Annotated in this window: 14 protein-coding genes and 1 pseudogene; 3 read left to right on the plus strand and 12 right to left on the minus strand. The window is 53.6% G+C overall.

What is annotated here, in order from left to right; genetic code table 11:
- Window positions 1-11: 11 nt before the first annotated feature.
- From glnA to CD000_RS07050, 3 genes are all read right to left on the minus strand, one after another.
- Entirely contained in the window at window positions 12-1,370 is a 1,359-nt protein-coding gene (gene glnA / locus CD000_RS07040; protein WP_096225319.1) for a type I glutamate--ammonia ligase, read from the minus strand.
- Window positions 1,371-1,584: 214 nt separating this feature from the next.
- A complete protein-coding gene (locus tag CD000_RS07045) occupies window positions 1,585-1,974 on the minus strand; it encodes a gamma-glutamylcyclotransferase family protein (RefSeq protein ID WP_096225320.1) in 390 nt (129 codons plus the stop codon).
- 258 nt (window positions 1,975-2,232) lie between these two features.
- Window positions 2,233-2,796, minus strand: coding sequence for a thioredoxin family protein (locus CD000_RS07050; protein WP_021322406.1), 564 nt, complete (start codon window positions 2,794-2,796; stop codon window positions 2,233-2,235).
- 100 nt (window positions 2,797-2,896) lie between these two features.
- Here CD000_RS07050 and CD000_RS07055 point away from each other — a divergent pair.
- The 3 genes and pseudogenes from CD000_RS07055 to CD000_RS07065 form a co-directional block, all read left to right on the plus strand.
- Window positions 2,897-3,331: pseudogene (locus CD000_RS07055) on the plus strand (hypothetical protein); the annotation flags it as partial.
- A gap of 260 nt (window positions 3,332-3,591) precedes the next feature.
- Entirely contained in the window at window positions 3,592-4,596 is a 1,005-nt protein-coding gene (locus CD000_RS07060) for an LLM class flavin-dependent oxidoreductase (RefSeq protein WP_096225321.1), read from the plus strand.
- Window positions 4,597-4,601: 5 nt separating this feature from the next.
- The gene (locus tag CD000_RS07065) at window positions 4,602-5,249 is read left to right on the plus strand and encodes an MOSC domain-containing protein (RefSeq protein WP_042379447.1); all 648 of its coding nucleotides are present in this window, start codon (window positions 4,602-4,604) and stop codon (window positions 5,247-5,249) included.
- A gap of 159 nt (window positions 5,250-5,408) precedes the next feature.
- On the opposite strand, the gene CD000_RS07070 is transcribed toward CD000_RS07065, so the two are convergent.
- From CD000_RS07070 to CD000_RS07110, 9 genes are all read right to left on the minus strand, one after another.
- Entirely contained in the window at window positions 5,409-7,214 is a 1,806-nt protein-coding gene (locus CD000_RS07070; RefSeq protein WP_096225322.1) for an ABC transporter ATP-binding protein, read from the minus strand.
- On the minus strand, window positions 7,198-8,934 hold the full coding sequence (locus CD000_RS07075; RefSeq protein ID WP_096225323.1) for an ABC transporter ATP-binding protein: 1,737 nt from the start codon (window positions 8,932-8,934) through the stop codon (window positions 7,198-7,200). The genes CD000_RS07070 and CD000_RS07075 overlap by 17 nt, the downstream gene beginning before the upstream one ends.
- A 440-nt stretch (window positions 8,935-9,374) precedes the next feature.
- Window positions 9,375-10,925 carry an IS1182 family transposase gene (locus tag CD000_RS07080; RefSeq protein ID WP_198962485.1) on the minus strand — a complete coding sequence of 517 codons (1,551 nt, stop codon included), beginning with the start codon at window positions 10,923-10,925 and terminating at the stop codon, window positions 9,375-9,377.
- Between the two features lie 217 nt (window positions 10,926-11,142).
- The gene (locus CD000_RS07085) at window positions 11,143-11,568 is read right to left on the minus strand and encodes an STAS domain-containing protein (RefSeq protein WP_096225324.1); all 426 of its coding nucleotides are present in this window, start codon (window positions 11,566-11,568) and stop codon (window positions 11,143-11,145) included.
- Between the two features lie 92 nt (window positions 11,569-11,660).
- Window positions 11,661-12,086, minus strand: coding sequence for an ATP-binding protein (locus tag CD000_RS07090; RefSeq protein ID WP_096225325.1), 426 nt, complete (start codon window positions 12,084-12,086; stop codon window positions 11,661-11,663).
- A 12-nt stretch (window positions 12,087-12,098) separates the two neighbouring features.
- A complete protein-coding gene (locus CD000_RS07095) occupies window positions 12,099-13,544 on the minus strand; it encodes a SpoIIE family protein phosphatase (RefSeq protein WP_096225326.1) in 1,446 nt (481 codons plus the stop codon).
- A gap of 375 nt (window positions 13,545-13,919) precedes the next feature.
- On the minus strand, window positions 13,920-15,023 hold the full coding sequence (locus tag CD000_RS07100) for a GerAB/ArcD/ProY family transporter (protein ID WP_096225327.1): 1,104 nt from the start codon (window positions 15,021-15,023) through the stop codon (window positions 13,920-13,922).
- A gap of 54 nt (window positions 15,024-15,077) precedes the next feature.
- Window positions 15,078-16,280, minus strand: coding sequence for a Ger(x)C family spore germination protein (locus tag CD000_RS07105; protein ID WP_096225328.1), 1,203 nt, complete (start codon window positions 16,278-16,280; stop codon window positions 15,078-15,080).
- Window positions 16,277-17,902, minus strand: a complete 1,626-nt coding sequence (locus CD000_RS07110; RefSeq protein ID WP_096225329.1) for a spore germination protein — start codon at window positions 17,900-17,902, stop codon at window positions 16,277-16,279. Before CD000_RS07110 ends, CD000_RS07105 begins: the two co-directional genes overlap by 4 nt.
- Between the last annotated feature and the right edge of the window lie 75 nt (window positions 17,903-17,977).

The following is a 17,977-nucleotide window of genomic DNA, read 5'->3' on the forward strand; positions in this document are numbered from 1 at the left end:
CTGGCTTTCGATCAGAACTTCCCTTGATACCGCTCGACTTCCCAAGCGTGGACCGCCGTGCGGTAGCTGTTCCATTCGTCTTTTTTCATCGCGACGTATTCGTTGAATACGTGCTCGCCAAGCGTCGCGCGGCCGATTTCTCCGCTTTCGAACGCAGCGATGGCCTCGCCCAAGTTTTCCGGCAAGTTGTCAATGCCAAGCTCCGCACGTCGTTCTTCCGACATATGGAAGATGTCTTCATCAATCGACGCCGGAGCGGTTAAACCTTTTTCGACACCGTCAAGGCCAGCGGCAGCGATGATGGCATACGCCAAATACGGATTGGCCGACGGATCCGGGCAACGGAGCTCAACGCGCGTCGCGACGCCGCGTTTGGCCGGAATGCGGATGAGCGCCGAACGGTTGGAAGCGGACCAAGCGATGTAGCAAGGCGCTTCATACCCTGGCACAAGCCGTTTGTACGAGTTGACAAGCGGGTTCGTAACCGCCGCGAAGTGTTTTACGTTTTTCAGCAAGCCCGCGATGAATTGGTACGCTGTTTCTGACAACTGGTTCGCATCGTTCGGATCAAAGAACGCATTTTCCCCATCTTTGAAGAGGGAAATGTTGACATGCATGCCTGAACCGTTGATGCCAAACACCGGTTTTGGCATAAACGTCGCATGGAGGCCGAACTTGCTGGCAATCGTTTTGACAACCCATTTGTACGTCGTCGCATTGTCAGCCGCACCGAGCGCATCGGCATATTTGAAGTTGATCTCATGCTGGCCTTCCGCCACTTCATGGTGCGACGCTTCAATCGTAAAGCCCATCGCTTTTAAGGCGCGGTAAATTTCAAGGCGAACGCGTTCGCCCAAGTCTTTCGGAGACGGTTCGAAATAACCGCCGCCATCATGGAGCTCGAGCGTCGGATTGCCGTTTTCATCGGCTTTGAACAGGAAAAACTCCAGCTCCGGACCGACCGAGATCGTATATCCTTTTTCCGCCGCCCGCTCGATCGTTTTTTTCAGCACGTTGCGCGGGTCGCCTTCAAACAGCGTGCCGTCCGGATTGGTCACCGAGCAGAGAAAGCGCGCTTCCGCATAGCCTTCCTCGACCGTCCACGGCAAAACAGCAAACGTATTCAAATCCGGCAGAAGATACAAGTCGGAACGGTTGATCGGCGAGAAGCCTTTGATCGACGAACCATCAAACATGATTTTCCCTTCGACGACATCATCAAGCTGTTCAGCCGTCACGGTCACGTGCTTTAAGATCCCTTCAATGTCGACAAACTGCAAATGAAGAAGCTCAACGTTTTTTTCTTTGATCTTCTCTTTGATTTGTTCCAACAACTCCGTTTGTGTAGAGGAAACGAACGGCTTTGACATGTTACATCACCTCACATTCGTGCGTTTATTTTTCTAACATGCTTTTATTATAGAAAAAGAGAAGCCGTTTGGCAACACTTTTTTATCAATTTTTCTGTATTTTTATAATGAATTTTTTTGCAAACGGTTTCAAATTAGACGAATATTTATACAAAAAAAGCCAGCCGAGGAGATAATCGTCTCCTCGGCCGACTTTTTCTATCCACTATTGATGTTACATTTTCTCCTCACGCCGACGCCACGAGCCGGACGAAATGATCGGCAGGCCGGCGGCTTTTTCCGGCAAGTAAACGTAAACGTACCCTTCGATCGGCTGGTGGGCGTCGCGGACCCATATCCGCTCATATTCGTTATCGTCCCGTCCTTCGGCGTAGTCTTCAAGCTCATCCATCGCTTTGAGCCCTTCCTCCGTCACCGTCAACCATTCCCCTTCCACTTCCCCTTCTTCTCCGAGCACAAGCGCAGGGTACGGGCCGACGCTGTACAAACGGCCGTTCACCTTCCCTGGGCATACGGCGCGAACATAAGGAGCTACAACACAATGGTTGTCCTCGCCGGTCAGCAACGTTCCATACACAAACACTCGATATCGTCTTTCCGCCATCTCACTTTTCTCCTTTTTTTTACATAACATAGATTATGAAAACTTGAAGAAGAAAACAAAAACAATGGAAGCCCTGCCTCTCATCCATCCTTGCCGCTCCGTGGCGGCGCCAGTGTGAATTTGTCAAGCGGACAGCGGACAACGAAAAAGCCGCGCCAGCTCCATGAGCGGCAACGGCACGGCTTGCGATGGTCCCGCGGCAAACGAATGACGCTTTCTTCATCATATCCGTTCGACAACGAGAAGTCAAGCAACAGTTTACGCGGATGGCTTCCATTTAATGCTGCAGCCGATGCTCGGCTTTTGCTTTTCCGGCACCGGACGGCCCTCCAACAAAGCATCCAGCGCGGCGCGGATCGATTCCCCGGTCACCGGAATGCCGTTGTTCGGCCGCGAATCATCAAGCTGGCCGCGGTAAACGCATTTCAGCTCACGGTCGAAAATATAAAAATCCGGGGTGCAGGCGGCGTCGTACGCCTTCGCCACTTCTTGCGTTTCGTCATACAAGTATGGGAACGGGTAGCCAAGCTCTTTAGCCACTTTTTTCATGTTTTCGGGCGAATCTTCCGGATATTGTTCAGCATCGTTGGAGTTGATGGCGACAAACGACACCCCTTTGGGCATATAATCGTTTGCTAGGCGAACAAGCTCGTGCTGTACATGCTTTACAAACGGGCAATGATTGCAAATGAACATAATGACAGTCGCTGCGTCCGATTTCACATCCTCAAGACGAACGACGTTGCCATCGATGACATTCGTGAGGGCAAACGGGGGCGCTTGTTTGCCAAGCGGAAACATATTCGATTCGACAGCTGGCATACCTAACACCCTTTCTTCCATTTTTCTCTTTCTATTATACCAAAAGAGAGCGGAACGCCACAAATAAACCGCCCAAACCGACCGAGCGGCAGCGGCATAGGAGCACGAACAGCGGCGCGCATGGGAGGAGCAGTTTACAAAAGAAGAAACAGCGCGCCAAGCGGTCATCGAAGCGTTGATGGTGCAAAGTGAAGCGATGCACCGGCTTGAGCGGCAATCGACTGAGCGGGAACAAACAACCGAAAGAATGGCCGCCCGCCTGGAAGGACAAGACAAACTGTACCAAAAATTAGTGGAACAGCTCGAGTTGCAGCACGTCTTTCACCAGACCGTCATCGAGCGGCTTGAAGCGCAAGAGGCGGCGCAATACAAAGTGACCTGCCAGCTCGACAGCTTAAAAGAAGCGCTGTATGAACGATGCTCCTTTATCGTTGACAGCGTCAAACAACTGTTTTCCTCGTTCTTTTCCGGGAGGGGGCGCAGCCAAAAAATCGACCGCCAAGCCGCTGAACCAAAAAACCCGATCCGCTTGTAGAATGTCATCCTCTTTCGGCGTCTGCCGCCATCCGCCGGCTGAAACGGCGGACTGTTTTTTTGGCTGGCTGCCGTCGGATGGCAAAAGCAAATCAATGGACAACAAGAAACGAAACATCCCATAATAAGAACTAACCATTTTTATCATCTCGCGCCGAGAAGACCCCCACTTCCACGCGTTAGCGTAGGTGGGAGAGCGTTCAACTGCAAGGAAAAGAAAGCCTTGATACATCAACATTTCGAGAGGGAGGAGAAATGATCATGCCGCTAAAGCTCAGCGTTCTTGATCAATCGCCCATCGCCGAAGGCATGACCGCGGAAGAAGCGCTTGAAAACACGGTCCGGCTCGCCCAGTTTGTCGAAGAGCTCGGCTACAAGCGTTTTTGGGTGTCCGAACATCACGACGCGAACAGCCTCGCCGGCTCGTCTCCAGAAGTGCTGCTTGGACACATCGGGGCGAAAACGTCGCGCATTCGCATCGGCTCAGGCGGAGTGATGCTGCCGCACTACAGCGCCTATAAAGTGGCAGAAAATTTCCGCGTGTTGGCGGGTCTAGCCCCCGGCCGCGTCGATCTCGGCATCGGCCGCGCGCCTGGCGGCATGCCGCGGGCGACGATGGCGCTCCAAGACGGCCGGCCGCGTTCAGCGGATCGCTATCGGGAGCAAATCGATGACTTGCTTGGGTATTTGCACGATGCGCTTCCGCCCGTCCACCCGCTTTATGGCGTCAAGGCGACGCCGATTGTGCAATCGCCTCCAGACGTTTGGCTGCTCGGATCCAGTTCGGAAACAGCGAAGCTGGCGGCGGAAAAAGGGCTGCCGTACGCCTTCGCGCAATTTATTAACGGCGAAGGCGGCCAAGAGTACATGCAACTGTATCGCGACCGGTTTACCCCATCGCCGCATTTGGACGAGCCGCGTACACTCGTGGCTGTATTTGCGATTTGCGCCGAAACGGATGAAAAAGCGGAATGGATCGCGGGAAGCCTTGACTTGACGCTCCTCATGATCGAACAAGGGATGGCCGTCAACGGCACGCCGAGTCCGGAAAAAGCAGCCGCCTACCCATACAGCCCGTATGAACGCAAACGGGTTGCGGACAACCGGAAGCGGATGATCGTCGGCAGTCCGGCGCGCGTCAAAGACGAGCTGTATCGGCTGAGCGAAAAGTATGAAACAGAGGAAATCATGCTCGTGACGATTACATACGACTTTGAGGATAAACTCGCGAGTTTCCGGCTCATCGCCGACGCTGTATGGGGGTGAACGCGATGCAGATTCTCTCCATTAATGTCGGGAAGCCGAAAACGCTCCACATCGGCGGCCAGCGGATCACAACCGGCATTGACAAAACGCCGGTCGCTCATCCCGTTGCGGTCGGCAAACAAAACTTGGCTGGAGATGGACAAGCCGACCTCGTCCATCACGGAGGAGAAGATAAAGCGATTTGCGCCTATCCGTCCGAGCATTTCGTCTATTGGGAAGAGCGATACGGCCGCCCGTTTACGGCGGGGGCGTTTGGCGAAAACTGGACGCTTCTCGGTTTGACGGAAGACGATGTGTGTCTTGGCGACATTTATGCCGCCGGCACGGCGCTCGTACAAGTGTCACAGCCGCGCCAGCCGTGCTCCAAATTGGCGTTCAAACATCAGCTGCCCGATTTGCCGAAAGCCGTCTGCCAGACAGGAAAAAGCGGGTTTTACTTTCGCGTTCTCAAAGAGGGCGTCGTCGCTCCAGGCGCGCCGCTCGTTCTCGTCGAGCGGGGCGCGGGGGCGCTATCCATCGCGTATATCAATCACATTTACTATCATGAGCGGGACAATGCCGCTGCCATGAAGCAAATCGCCAGCCATCCGGCCTTATCCGCAAGCTGGCGCGAAGCGTTTCAAAAGCGCCTCTCCGAGCGAACGCGTCCTTAAGCCTATGCTGGCAAGACACGCCCGACACAAGCCGGCGTTTCACATAGCGATAGAAAGGCGCCCTGATCGTCGACCCTCGCGACACATGGCTTTGTTCAACGATCGGGGCGCTCGTTTTCGGTTCAGCGGGAGAGCGGCGTCGCCGCGCAGGCGCATTCCTCATCGGGCCGCATGCACACTGCGCTTCCAATAGCGGCAATACAACTGGAAATAAAATCCTTTTGCGACCAACAGCTCTTCATGCGTCCCTTGCTCGATCACTTTGCCTTCGTTGAGTACAAGGATGCGGTCGGCATGTTGAATCGTGTTCAACCGATGGGCGATGACCAAGCACGTCCGGCCGTTCATGAGCCGCGCGAGCGCTTCTTGAATGCGCACTTCGGTCACCGTATCGATGTTGCTCGTCGCTTCGTCCAAAATCAAAATGGCCGGGTCGGCGATCATCGCCCGAGCGATGGCCAACAGCTGCCGCTGCCCTTGGCTGATTCCGCCGCCTCCTGGGGCCAAAACGGTGTCATAGCCGTCCGGCAGCTTCATAATAAAGGAGTGGGCGTTCGCCTGGCGCGCCGCCTCCTCAACTTCTTCATCGGTCGCCTCAAGCCGGCCGTAACGAATGTTGTCGCGGATCGTTCCGGCGAACAAAAACGTATCTTGAAGCACAAATGCCATATGCCGGCGCAAACTCGCCCGCTTGATCGTCCGGCTGTCGCGCCCGTCGATCAAAATCACTCCTCGATCTGGATCGTAAAAGCGGGTCAACAGCTGCAATACGGTCGTTTTGCCGGCTCCAGTTGGGCCGACAAGCGCGACCGTCTCCCCTGGGGCGATGGAAAAGGTGACGCCGTCGAGCGCCGGGCGCTGTTTGTCGTAAGAAAAGACGACTTGACGAAACTCAATGCGTCCATCAAGCCGGTCCAAGGCCACCGCTTCCCGCTCGTCTTCCTCTTCTTTCGGCAAATCCAAAATTTCCAACACCCGTTCAGCGCCAGCCAACGCCGACAGCAACGTGTTCCATTGGTTGGCCAGGTCATTAAGCGGTCGGGTAAACTGGCGGGCGTATTCGACAAACACGACGATCGTCCCGACCGATATCGCTCCTTTGGCCGCCAGCCATCCGCCGACGCCAGCGATGAGGGCGAAGCTTACGTTGTTTAAAAAGTTCATCAGCTTCGGGATGAAGCCGGAATACGTTTGCGCCCAAAACCCGGCTTGTTTCAGCTCGGCGTTTTTGCGCGCCAATTCAGACTCCATCCGCTCTTCTTGGGAAAACAGCTTCACGACTTTCTGTCCGGAAATGACCTCTTCGATAAAGCCGTTCATCTCACCGAGCGCCCGTTGCTGCTCACGGAAACGCACCCGCGTCCGGTTTGTGATCCAGCGCATGCCCACATACATCAGCGGCACGACAACAAGCGTTACGATCGTCAACACAACGCTCTGTGAAAGCATGACCACGATAGCGCCCATCAACGTCAACGTGCTCGAGACGACCTGGACAACAGTACTGTTAAATGTCTGGCTCATATTGTCGATGTCGTTTGTAATCCGGCTCATCAGCTCCCCTTGCTGGCGGCGGTCAAAAAACGAAATCGGCAGCTCATGAAAATGGCGAAACAACCGCTCTCTGATCGCATGCACCGTCCGCTGGCCGACATCGATCATCCAATAGTTTTGCCAAAACGTCGCCGCGCCAAGGGCCATATAAATGGCAAGAAGCAAAACGAGCGTCGCTAAAAAACCGTCCGTCCTCCGCTCGACGATGTACACATCGACCGTCCAGCCGATGACGTACGGACCGGCGAGCGCCAGCGCTGAGCTGACGACAACCATGGCCATAGCCGCAAACAGCTTTCGCTTTTGCGGAGCGATAAATGCCCAGAGCCGCCGCAAGGTGCCGACGCTGTTTTTTGCCCGCTGCGGACTTGCTCCCAAACGCGCTACGTGAGGACTATGCCGTAGTGACATCAATCGATCCCTTCTTTCCTTCCTGCGTGGCGACGATGCGTCGATACAGTTCGCTTGCCGCCAGCAGTTGTTCATGGCTTCCTTGCGCGATCAGGCGGCCGTCTTCCAAAAGCAAAATCGTATCCGCCGCCATCGCTGTGCTCACCTTTTGCGTCACTATCACCGTCGTGCACGCATACCGCCGCAACGCTGCGAGCAGCTTTGCTTCCGTCTCTGCATCGAGCGCGCTTGTGCTGTCATCCAAAAGCAAAATGCGCGGTTGCCCAACCAAGGCGCGGGCGATCGACAGCCGCTGCTTTTGCCCGCCTGATAAATTGACGCCCTTTTGACCGATCAGTGCGTCGTATCCATCCGGAAACCGAGTGATGGTTTCATGAATTTGCGCATCACGAGCCGCCTGCACAATCTCTTCCATCGTCGCTGTCATCTTGCCGAAGCGAAGGTTGTCGGCAACCGTTCCGGAAAATAGCAGCACTTCCTGCGGAACAAAACGAACATACATTCGCAGTTGTTCGACAGAAAACTCGCGCACATCGATGCCATCAATCAACACGCGCCCGCCGCCTGGTTCATACAGCCGGGGGATGAGCTGAAGAAGCGTCGATTTGCCGGAACCAGTCGCCCCTAAAATAGCCGCCGTTTCTTGCGCGTGGATGACAAACGATACGTCAGAAAGCGCGTCAAGTTCGCTGTCTGGATAGCGGAACGAAACGTGCTCAAAGCGAATTTCCCCGCGCCGGACGATCGGTTCATCGGCTCTGTGCTCCCCGCTTCGCTCTTCCGGCACCTCAAGCAGTTCAGCGAGGCGGGCGGCCGAGGCGCGCGCCCGCGAGAACGCCATGGTAATAAACGTAAACATCGACAACGCCGCCGTCGCCCGCGTCGCGTAGTTGACGACGGCGACGACTTGCCCGGCGCTCGCCGTCCCGGACTCAACATCCAGGCGGCCGAAAAACAGCAGAGCGAGAATGGCCGTGTTCATCAAAACCAACAACACCGGGGTGATCGTCTCGATGAGGCGCAGCACGCCCATCGTCCGCTCCATGAGCGCATTGTTCGCCGCCGCAAATCGCTCCTCTTCATATTCTTTTCTCATCCATGCTTTGATGAGGCGCATGCCGGCCAAATTTTCACGCATCACGCCATTCACTCGATCGAGCGCCCGTTGGACGGCGGAAAAGGACGCCGCTGCCCTTTGCACAACCCACAATAAAAAAGCGGCGGAAAGCGGAACCGCGACCGCTAAAACCAACGCCAGACGAGCATGGACGACAAACGCCATCGCGACGCCAAAGACGACCAGAAGCGGTGCACGCAAGGCGATGCGCAAACTCATAAACAACATGTTTTGCACTTGGGTCACATCGTTCGTCATCCGGGTGATGAGCGAGGCCGGCGCCAACTGCTCGATGCGCGCAAGCGAAAACGATTGGATTTTGGCAAACAGCGCCGTCCGCAGCCTAAATCCATACTCCTGCCCAACATAAGCGGCGGCAAATGAGTTGGCGATGCCCGAGGCAAACGCCAACAGCGACGCCCCGAGCATCACGGCTCCCCACGTGAAAATGGCCGCAACATCCTGTTTCATGACACCATCGTCGATGATTTTCCCCATCAACAGCGGCTGCCAAAGCTCGATGATGAGCTCGGTCAACATAAACAACCAAGCCAACGCCATCCACTTCCAGTATGGCCGCAAATAGATCAGCACCCGCCCCATGTCTGCGCCACTCTCCTCTCCATTCCGATCGCGGGGCCCAGCCGCCGTTCATCGTTGTGTGTAATTTTATTCTAAACCCGAAATATTTATTTGACAATGAGAATGCATTTGCAGAAGCGGAGATGCTCCCGGCCAAGAGGAACAAAACCCCCGAACGAATGTCTCATCACTCGGGGGCCATCGGCGGCAATAGGGGAACAACTGGTCTGTTCAGTCATTTCGATCGAGATGCCCGACTGGCGGGTGACTGAACAACACCGCTTCCAGACCCATGCATGGGTCTGTGAAGCAGGGGGTTATTCAGTCTTCCGTCACACCTTGGCGCGACGAAGGGGCTGACCCAAAAGTCCGCCAAAAAGCGGACTTTTGGAGTCAGCCCTCTCTGGTTTTTGTATATTTTACCAAACGGAACAAAATTCCGACTCTGTTCTCCCCCTCATTTACGCCACCAAGGACAATTGCTTGTCCCTAGCGGCTTTTTTGAGAAGATTGTGGGCAGCACAAACCAGCCCCCATTCGATGGAAACTTTTTGGAGGCCTCGCAGGACAAAGCGACGAAACCCGCGATTTTGTTTGATTTGCCCAAATGCACTCTCAATGTCGGTTTGGCGTTGGCGGTATCGGGCTTGCCCTTCTTCACTCTCCAACCGTTCGCGGGCTTTCTGTTTTTGTTCATGATAGACGGGGTTCCATTGCGTGGTTCGTCCATACTTGGAAGTCGTGCAGGCCGAACGGAACGGACATCCTTCGCATTCATGGCATTGGTAGTGTCGGGTGACCGAGGTGTATCCTGATTCCGTGGTCTGTTTCGAAGTTCCGGTGCGAACCAGCTTTTTCCCATTGGCGCAAATCCAAACGTCTTCTTCTTCCACATAGGTCCAATTCTGCTGATGATGCGGATTTTTCTTGACCTTGCGCGTGTTCTCCTTCTCATACGTATGGTACTTGATCAAGGCCGATATGTGCTTCTCTTCCAGCTTCACGTAGTTCTCTTCCGAGCCATAAGCCGCGTCAGCGATCAAACGTTCGGGTTCCACGCCGTACTTCTCTCGAACGGTCTCCAAATGCGGGAGAAGACAACGAGTGTCGCCCGGCCTCTGATGAAGGGAATACCCCAAAATAAATTGGCCGGAAGAACCCACCTGTACGTTATAGGCCGGCTTGAGCTGGCCGTTTCGCATGTGATCCTCCTTCAACCGCATGAAGGTGGCATCCACATCGGTCTTGGAATAGCTGTTGCGATCCCCGCATACATGGAGTTGGTGTTCATACTTTTCACTGCGGGGCAAGTAGTCCTCCTTCATCTTCTTGATGGCCTTCTTCAACGGTTGGTTGTCCGGCTCGGCCTCCAACCGTTTTTCCCACTCCTCGGTTTTCTTTCGGATTTCTTCTGACGTAAAGGCCGGCGAAGGGTCGATGTCTTCCGCCTTTTCTTCTTCCACGATCGCCTCGATCTGGGCAATCAGCCGATCGACATTGGCTTGGAGTTTCTCCTGGTACTTCTCAGCCGATTTGCGCCAAACGAAGGTGTACCGGTTGGCATTCGCTTCAATTTTCGTTCCATCCACAAAATAATCTTCCATCTTGACATAGCCGTCGGCCACGAGCAGCGTGATCATTTCCCGGAACAGGTCGTCAATCAGGTCTTTCATCCGCTCCGAACGAAACCGATTGATGGAGCGGAAGTCCGGCTTTTGAAATCCACTTAGCCACATGAGGGGAAGGTGGACTTCGAGCTGCCGTGCAATCTCACGGCCATGATACATTTTTTGGGTGTAAGCGTAAAGGAGGATTTTGGTCATCATTTTCGGATGATAGGCGGAGGCGCCCCCTCCTTTGTAGTAAGCAAGAAACGTCTCCATCGGGATGCGTTCAACCATCTCATGAACCACGTGGGCCATGTTATCCCGTGGAATGAGATCGGCGATGTTGCTTGGCAAAGAGAGGTTGTCCATGGTATACTCTTTAAAGGAAATATGATCATGTTTCATAAAAGAATCGCCCTTCTTTCGGTGGTAGTGGTTTTGGTGACTCTATTCTACCAGAAAAAAGGGCGATTCTTCTATATTTGAGGCAAAAAAGTGGGGGCTGATCCCAAAACGCATTCGCGTTTTGGGTCAGCCCCTTCAGCAGTCGGAAAAATAGACGACACGCTTTTGGGCCAGCGAAATGTGAAACCTTCCAGTTGATTCGGCATGAGAGCCATGTCTATGACGAACGCTGACGCCATGCCGAATAAAGCGCCTCCTGGCTCATATGGTCGAAAGAGCTTGGCGGTGCAAGGGACAACAGCTGTTGTTCATCGCCAACGATCGGCAGCAGCCGGTCGAGCTTGGCTATCAACAAAACCTTTTCTATAGCCGCGTTATCCCGGACGACGATGGCCATGGCGCGGCTTTCGCTGACGATTTGCTTAAAAAAGCGGACAAGGAGCGCTAATCCAGTACTGTCCAAAAATCGAAGGCCGCTCACGTCGACGACGACAAGGCGGCGCTTGACAGCAGCCATCGCCGTCGTCAGCTTTTGTTCCGCCGCAAGCTGCGTATCATAGGCGAGCCGTCCAGTTAGCTTGATGCATTCGTATGCGCGTTCTACAACCATTTCCAATTCAAACGACAACCGATGCTGTTTCATTGTATCCCCCTATCGTTGACCAGCCATGCCCTGCCCCCGCCACCACCCGCATTCGTTTCGATCATATGGATGCGTCCTTGCACCAAAGCCAGTTATGTTGCGTTTCGGCTCATTTTCATGACCAGCATCCGACGGCCTCCCTTCCGCTCAACCCACATAACGTCATCCATAATTTCACGGATGAATAGCAACCCCCGCCCCGATTCGGCGAGCAATACATCAGAGAGCGTCATTTGATCGAGCTGTTGGATCACTTCCACCGGAACGCCGCCGCCCTCGTCCTCAACCGCCACGGCCACATCAGCGCTCGTGACGAAAAAGGAGAGCGAAATCGTCCCCGCCTCCATCCCCGCCCGTTGAACAGCTTTAACGGCATTGACGACCGCTTCATGCACCGCCAACACAAACAATTCCGCATCACGGACAGCAAACAACGAAGCAGCCTGCTCCGCAAGGAGATGGCAAACCAAAACCGCTTCCTCGTCCGCCCGGCAGCGCACGATCCATTCACACACCACCAAGCGTCCCGCCTATCCATGAACCGTGATGGACAATAAGCAAATGTCGTCCGAAGGGCTGACAAGCGGCGGACCTTGGCTGATTAAACGTTCGAGGAAGCGTTTATCCGGCAAATGGCGGTACATTTGCGTGCATGAGCGAATTTTTTCAATGCTTTGCAAAATCGACGGGTCGATCTCCTCTAAAATGCCGTCTGTATACAAAAGGAGGCGGGCCCGCTTGTCGTAATGAATCACCTCTTTTTCAAACGGCAAGGAAAACGGGCTGCCGATCGCCAAACCGCCTTTGTCCAACTCGTGGACGCTTCCGTCGTCCAAAACGAGCAGCCCAGCCGGATGGCCGGCGTTCGTATATTCAATTTTCCGCTCTTTCGTGTCAATCACTAAATAAATCATGGAAAATAGGTGGCGGATGTCGTTGGCCTCATCAGGAAACAACGTTTGCACATGCTTCTCCAGCTCGCTCGCCACCGAGACCGGGTCAATGACGCGCACGATCAACCCGCGCAAAAGCGAGCGGAGCAGCATGCTCACCAAGGCCGACGAAATGCCGTGGCCCATCACGTCGATGACGATCACCCCGTAGCGGTACAGGTCGATTTGATAGCAAGCGTAAATATCGCCTGACAAATCATCGGATGGAATATAGACGGCTTCCATCGTCACCGCCTCGTTTTGAATGAGTGGCGTCAGCAAATTTTGCTGAATTTTTTTGGCCAGCTCGACTTGGCGCCGCCGCTCCGCCTCTTTTTGCTTTTGCTTCGTCTCATCTTCGATAAGGACGATATATCCGTCCCCCTGAAGCACGGGAATGACCGTATAGGCGACATTGGCGGACGTGCCGTCCGGACGCTGAACCATCCCTTTGCCGCATCGCTGCTCTTTGGGAGGAAATGGAATCCATGTTGGGCCGCCGCAACGAAAGAGCGACCATATCGGGCGGCCGACCGCCTCTTCTTTTCGGCGTCCAAACAGCCGCTCGGCACTAAGCCCCCAATCTTGCACAATTCCGTCCGCCGCCACCGGAACAACCGCGAACGGGGCGGAATCGCAAATGACTTCGAGCCACTCAGACGGCGTCGGTCGATCAGCCGGAGGCATAGCGGTTTGTTCAACAAAATGCCAAACGAGCCATTCTCCCTCGCTGCCTGATAGCCGATAGACGTTCATCCAGCTCATGTATGCTTTCCCGCTTTTCGCCACATGGCGCGCTTCTCCTTGCCAGCACCCGTCCTTTTTTACCGCCTCGGCGATGCCATCCAACAACGCGGCCGACCATTCGGCTGAAAACAGAACGCCGACCGGCCGCCCGACTAATTCGTTTTTGGCAAATCCGAGCCATCTTGGCGTCGGCTCGCTGACCGCAACAATCAAAAGTTGACGGTCGGTCATCACCATGCCGCTGCCCAACTGCTCTGCGTCTAGCTGATCGATCGCCTGTACATTCGCCTTCACCATCGTTCAACCCTTTTCCGTGAAAATGCATGCGCCCCGATGAGTCATTTTCATGCCCGGGTGGAGAGCAAAAATTGCTCATGGAACTTTTCCGTGAAAATGCATGCGCCCCGATGAGTCATTTTCATGCCCGGGTGGAGAGCAAAAATTGCTCATGGAACTTTTCTTTGTAATCAAATCGATAACCCTCAGCTGACACCGGCCTCCCGAAACCAAAACGCGCATCGGCGCCGGGTTGTTTCCACCCCGCCTTCGGGTTGCATGTTCAGCACCATTTTTCGTTCCATTGTTCCCTATAGGAACAAGATGATTGTTGTATTCGAGTTTTTTGACGGTTTTTCCTGCTTGCTGCCGCATAAATCTTCTAGTCCGTTTTTCTTATTTTGCCGATGATCCAAACCGCCGGCGAATCGCCGCAATCACAAGCAAGAGCACCGGAATGATGATTTGCATCGGGATGTGCAGATAGAGCGTGACAATCTTTAATCCTTCATGAATATGCTCCACGTAGTTGCTTGCCATCGCCACCGACCACAATAAGACAAGCGCCCCAAACGGATAAACAAGCCGCTGGTGGTTCGAAAACCTGAATACATGAGCCACCCCCACGATGCCGGCATAAAAAAAGATGGAGACTTTAAAAAACCCGCCAATAATCAGGACAATCATAAAAAAGACATCAAGCCGCTCTAAAAAGTGAGCGACTTGAATGCGGCGGATCGTATCGAGCAGTGGAAACGATGAACGTGACACCTCATCAGCTCCCAAGACGGCCGTATTAACGGCCATAATGATCGCCAGGTTGATCCCGGTCAACACCATCCCGGCAACGGCGGCCCGCCGCGCTTTTTCCGAACGATTCAAGTATGGAAACAGCATGGTAAACACGATCATTTCGCCAAACGGCACGTACAACGTTTCCGTGAACACCGTTTTCCACACCCGTTTCCACCCTTCCTCTAACACTGGTTGGAGCTGGGTGAGATCAACAACTCCGGAAGCGATAACTAAGATGAATCCAACAACCGCCAGTATTTGCAATAACGTATAAAGCAGTTCGCCGGTGCGCGCCAATACTTCGATGCCTTTATAGGCGCTGTACATGACCGTCATAGCCATAAGGACATTCAAAACAAACAGCGGCGTTTCCGGATAGGCAAACGTGAGCAACAGTTCGCTAAAGTCACGCAACACACGGGCGGCGATATAGAAAAAATAGGTAATATAGAGAACCGCCAACAACTTGCCGAGCGGCTTGCCGACGATATGTGTCACATAGGAAGTCAGCGGCTGATCGGGGTAATAATGAAACAAACGCTCGTAAACCAAAAACAGCAACAGCCCAAGCGCCAGACCGAGCAAAATGGCGATCCACATATCTTGCTTGGCGCTGACGCCGAGTGGAATGACCATCGCACTGCCATGCTCAAACAACACAATCAGGACAAACAGCTGGCGCACATTGATTTTGCTATGTTCCATCTCGCTCCATCGCCCCTCACTCCACCGTATCCAAGTTTTTCGAGCCGAAAACGCTTATTTGATGTATGGCGTATTCCGCAATCCCGTGCGTCGAATGGAAGCATCCACTTTTACTGTTACCCGAAGATGAGGGAAATAGCGGTCATCCCACTCTTTTTTGATTCTCTTCCATAAGAGGGGATCGGCGCGATGCACCGCCTCGCCAAAACCAAAAACATCGGTTTTTTCATGCTGGGCCGTTTCAATCGCCTGTTTCACTTCCCGTTCAATATCCCGGCCAATCGCCTTTTCCAGTTGAAACAATAACCGGTAATCAGCCAAATTGATCGGGACGTACGTCTCACTGATATCCCCTTCTGTTTGAATGTGAACCAAAATCGAAGGCTGGCCGTTTTTCAATTTCACTTTTAACCCCGTTTTCACTCCCATCGTTCGATAACCAATCGCTTCTTTTTTTCCTTTCCAGGGGATCGTAATATTCGTTTGTTTGATTCGATCCAACACCCAAAGCACGCCTCGTTCCGTTGAGCCGTTCACCCAGCGAACAAGACGGTCTTTTTTAAATAACGCCAGTCCATCCAAGCTGATGCGAGCATCTGGCACAGAGGATTGAACGTTTGTTTGCCGTTTGCCCTGCTGTGGGTTTCCTTCAATGACAACACCCGTCACGACTGTATTTCTTCCTGAAGATGTCAAACCACGAATCGCCCACCAGACATCAGTGTTGATTGTCTGCCCCCAGGACATCTCGGAAAACTCCAACGTCTTAGTAATTTGATTGGCGGAAATTTTGTCAATCGGTGTTAATACGCTTAACACCTCTTTCGCTGAGTGGCCACGAGCAATAACCAGCCGCGCTGTCGTCCGAAACTGGTGGCTCCGTTCCATCGCATCGAATACGCCATTCAACCCTTGGCGCGCCACTTCTTCGCCGATGACCACCAAGTTGGTATGAGCGTAATACAGGATGCGCGACAGCTTTTTCGAGGCTTTCCGGCTTGCCTCGACCAACGTGTCTCCGGTCGACGTATAAATGGAGACGGGCACGCCGCCCGCTCCGCCTCCTCGTTGGATCGCTCCCGCAACGTTGCCCGGGTTGACGACTTGAAACGAGGCCAAATATCTGCCGTCTTTTGTTTTATCGAGGCCGACGGCAATGACAACGGCCAAATCGGTTAACTCTTTTTTACTCCAACAGCCAGCCAGCAGCACCGCACAAACAAAAAAGGACACAAACATGGCGATAGGTCGTTTCATGATCCATCCTCCTTTTCCCGGCGTGTTGGTGCCGGAGGCTGCGGTTTCTGATCCCCTGATTGGCGAATGATATTTTTCTGATTAATCAAGCGCGGCCGCTCGCGGTACATCCATGTCGGAATCCGAAACAGGGTATCGCCTACATTGGTTGCAATAAATGGAGCAAGCGGCGACATGTATGGCATGCCAAACGAGCGCAAGCTGCATAAATGGAGAATCATGACCAGCAGACCCATTATAATGCCATAAAACCCGAACATCGCCGCTAAAAACATCAACCCAAAGCGGATGAGGCGGGCTGAGATGGCGATGGCAAACGACGGCGTTGCAAAGCTGGCAATCGCGGTGAGCGAGACAACGATAACCATGGCCGGTGAAACGAAGCCGGCATTGATCGCCACCTCACCGATGACAAGCGCCCCGACAATCGACACCGACTGTCCGACTGCACGCGGCAGCCGAATCCCCGCTTCGCGCAAAATCTCAAATGTCACTTCCATGATCAATGCCTCGACAAAAGCGGGAAACGGCACAGCCTCACGCTGGGCGGCAATGGCGATGACGAGCTGGGTCGGGATCATTTCTTGATGAAACGTCATCGCAGCAATATAAATAGAGGGCGCGACGAGCGAGAGAAAAAAAATCAATACGCGCAAAAAGCGAAGAGCAGTGGCGATATCAAAACGGGTATAATAATCCTCTACCGCTTGAAAAAATTGGATAAACAAAACCGGCACAATCAGGATAAACGGCGTCCCCTGAATCAAAATCGCAATCCGCCCCTCCAGCAAATTCGCCGCCACCACGTCGGGACGCTCGGTATGGTAGATCGTCGGAAATGTCGTAAACGTTTGATCTTCGATTAACTGTTCAATATAACCGGACTCAAGCACGCTGTCCGTATCAATGCGGCGCAGGCGCGCTCTCACTTCCTCGATAACCTCGTCATTGGCAATGCCTTTGATGTACATGATCGCGACATCCGTTTGCGTCACGGTGCCGATTTGCATCGTTTCCAGCCAAAGATTGGGATTTTTAATGCGGCGGCGGATCATCGCGGTGTTCGCGCGCAACGACTCCGTAAATCCCTCGCGCGGCCCGCGGATGGCGAGTTGCGTTTGCGGCTCCTCGATTGCACGATATTGGCCGCCTTCCGTGCTGGCGCTGACAGCGGACGGCACCCCATCCAGCAAGATGATGGTCTCTCCGGAAAACAGCTCCAAAAACAGGTGTTCCCAATCGACGACATGCTTCACACCGCCCACCGCGGCCAACTTTTGTTCGATCCACGGAAACGATTCTTTTTCTGTTAATGACAGTGGAAATGACGCCTCCAGCAACGGCGTCAGCAAAAACTCGTACACATGTTTTTCGTCAACAAGGCCATCCACAAAGACGATGGCTGCTTTGATTTGCCTCTCTTGACCCAGCGAAAACCGACGGATGACGACATCGCTGCTTTGTCCAGTCGTTTGGCGGATGATGTCAAGGTTGACGGCTAATTCAGCTGACATCGGCTCTTGCGGGACGTCCGCCGCCTCGCCGCTATGGTCCGGTCCTTCTTGTTTCACCCCGTCATTGATCTGCTTTTTTTGTCGGCCCATTCCCCATTGAAACAGCATGTTTTTCCTCCTCACTCCGCTTCCTTTTTATCCCTCATTATGGACACGAAATCGGGAGGACATACGCCCGTGCAT

It is taken from the genome of Geobacillus sp. FJAT-46040 (assembly GCF_002335725.1).
GTDB lineage: Bacteria > Bacillota > Bacilli > Bacillales > Anoxybacillaceae > Geobacillus > Geobacillus thermoleovorans.

Coding starts and splice junctions, on each gene's coding strand:
- glnA (WP_096225319.1), bottom strand. CDS start 1,370: ATGTCAAAGCCGTTCGTTTCCTCTACACAAACGGAGTTGTTGGAACAA.
- CD000_RS07045 (WP_096225320.1), bottom strand. CDS start 1,974: ATGGCGGAAAGACGATATCGAGTGTTTGTGTATGGAACGTTGCTGACC.
- CD000_RS07050 (WP_021322406.1), bottom strand. CDS start 2,796: ATGCCAGCTGTCGAATCGAATATGTTTCCGCTTGGCAAACAAGCGCCC.
- CD000_RS07060 (WP_096225321.1), top strand. CDS start 3,592: ATGCCGCTAAAGCTCAGCGTTCTTGATCAATCGCCCATCGCCGAAGGC.
- CD000_RS07065 (WP_042379447.1), top strand. CDS start 4,602: ATGCAGATTCTCTCCATTAATGTCGGGAAGCCGAAAACGCTCCACATC.
- CD000_RS07070 (WP_096225322.1), bottom strand. CDS start 7,214: ATGTCACTACGGCATAGTCCTCACGTAGCGCGTTTGGGAGCAAGTCCG.
- CD000_RS07075 (WP_096225323.1), bottom strand. CDS start 8,934: ATGGGGCGGGTGCTGATCTATTTGCGGCCATACTGGAAGTGGATGGCG.
- CD000_RS07080 (WP_198962485.1), bottom strand. CDS start 10,925: ATGAAACATGATCATATTTCCTTTAAAGAGTATACCATGGACAACCTC.
- CD000_RS07085 (WP_096225324.1), bottom strand. CDS start 11,568: ATGAAACAGCATCGGTTGTCGTTTGAATTGGAAATGGTTGTAGAACGC.
- CD000_RS07095 (WP_096225326.1), bottom strand. CDS start 13,544: ATGGTGAAGGCGAATGTACAGGCGATCGATCAGCTAGACGCAGAGCAG.
- CD000_RS07100 (WP_096225327.1), bottom strand. CDS start 15,023: ATGGAACATAGCAAAATCAATGTGCGCCAGCTGTTTGTCCTGATTGTG.
- CD000_RS07105 (WP_096225328.1), bottom strand. CDS start 16,280: ATGAAACGACCTATCGCCATGTTTGTGTCCTTTTTTGTTTGTGCGGTG.
- CD000_RS07110 (WP_096225329.1), bottom strand. CDS start 17,902: ATGCTGTTTCAATGGGGAATGGGCCGACAAAAAAAGCAGATCAATGAC.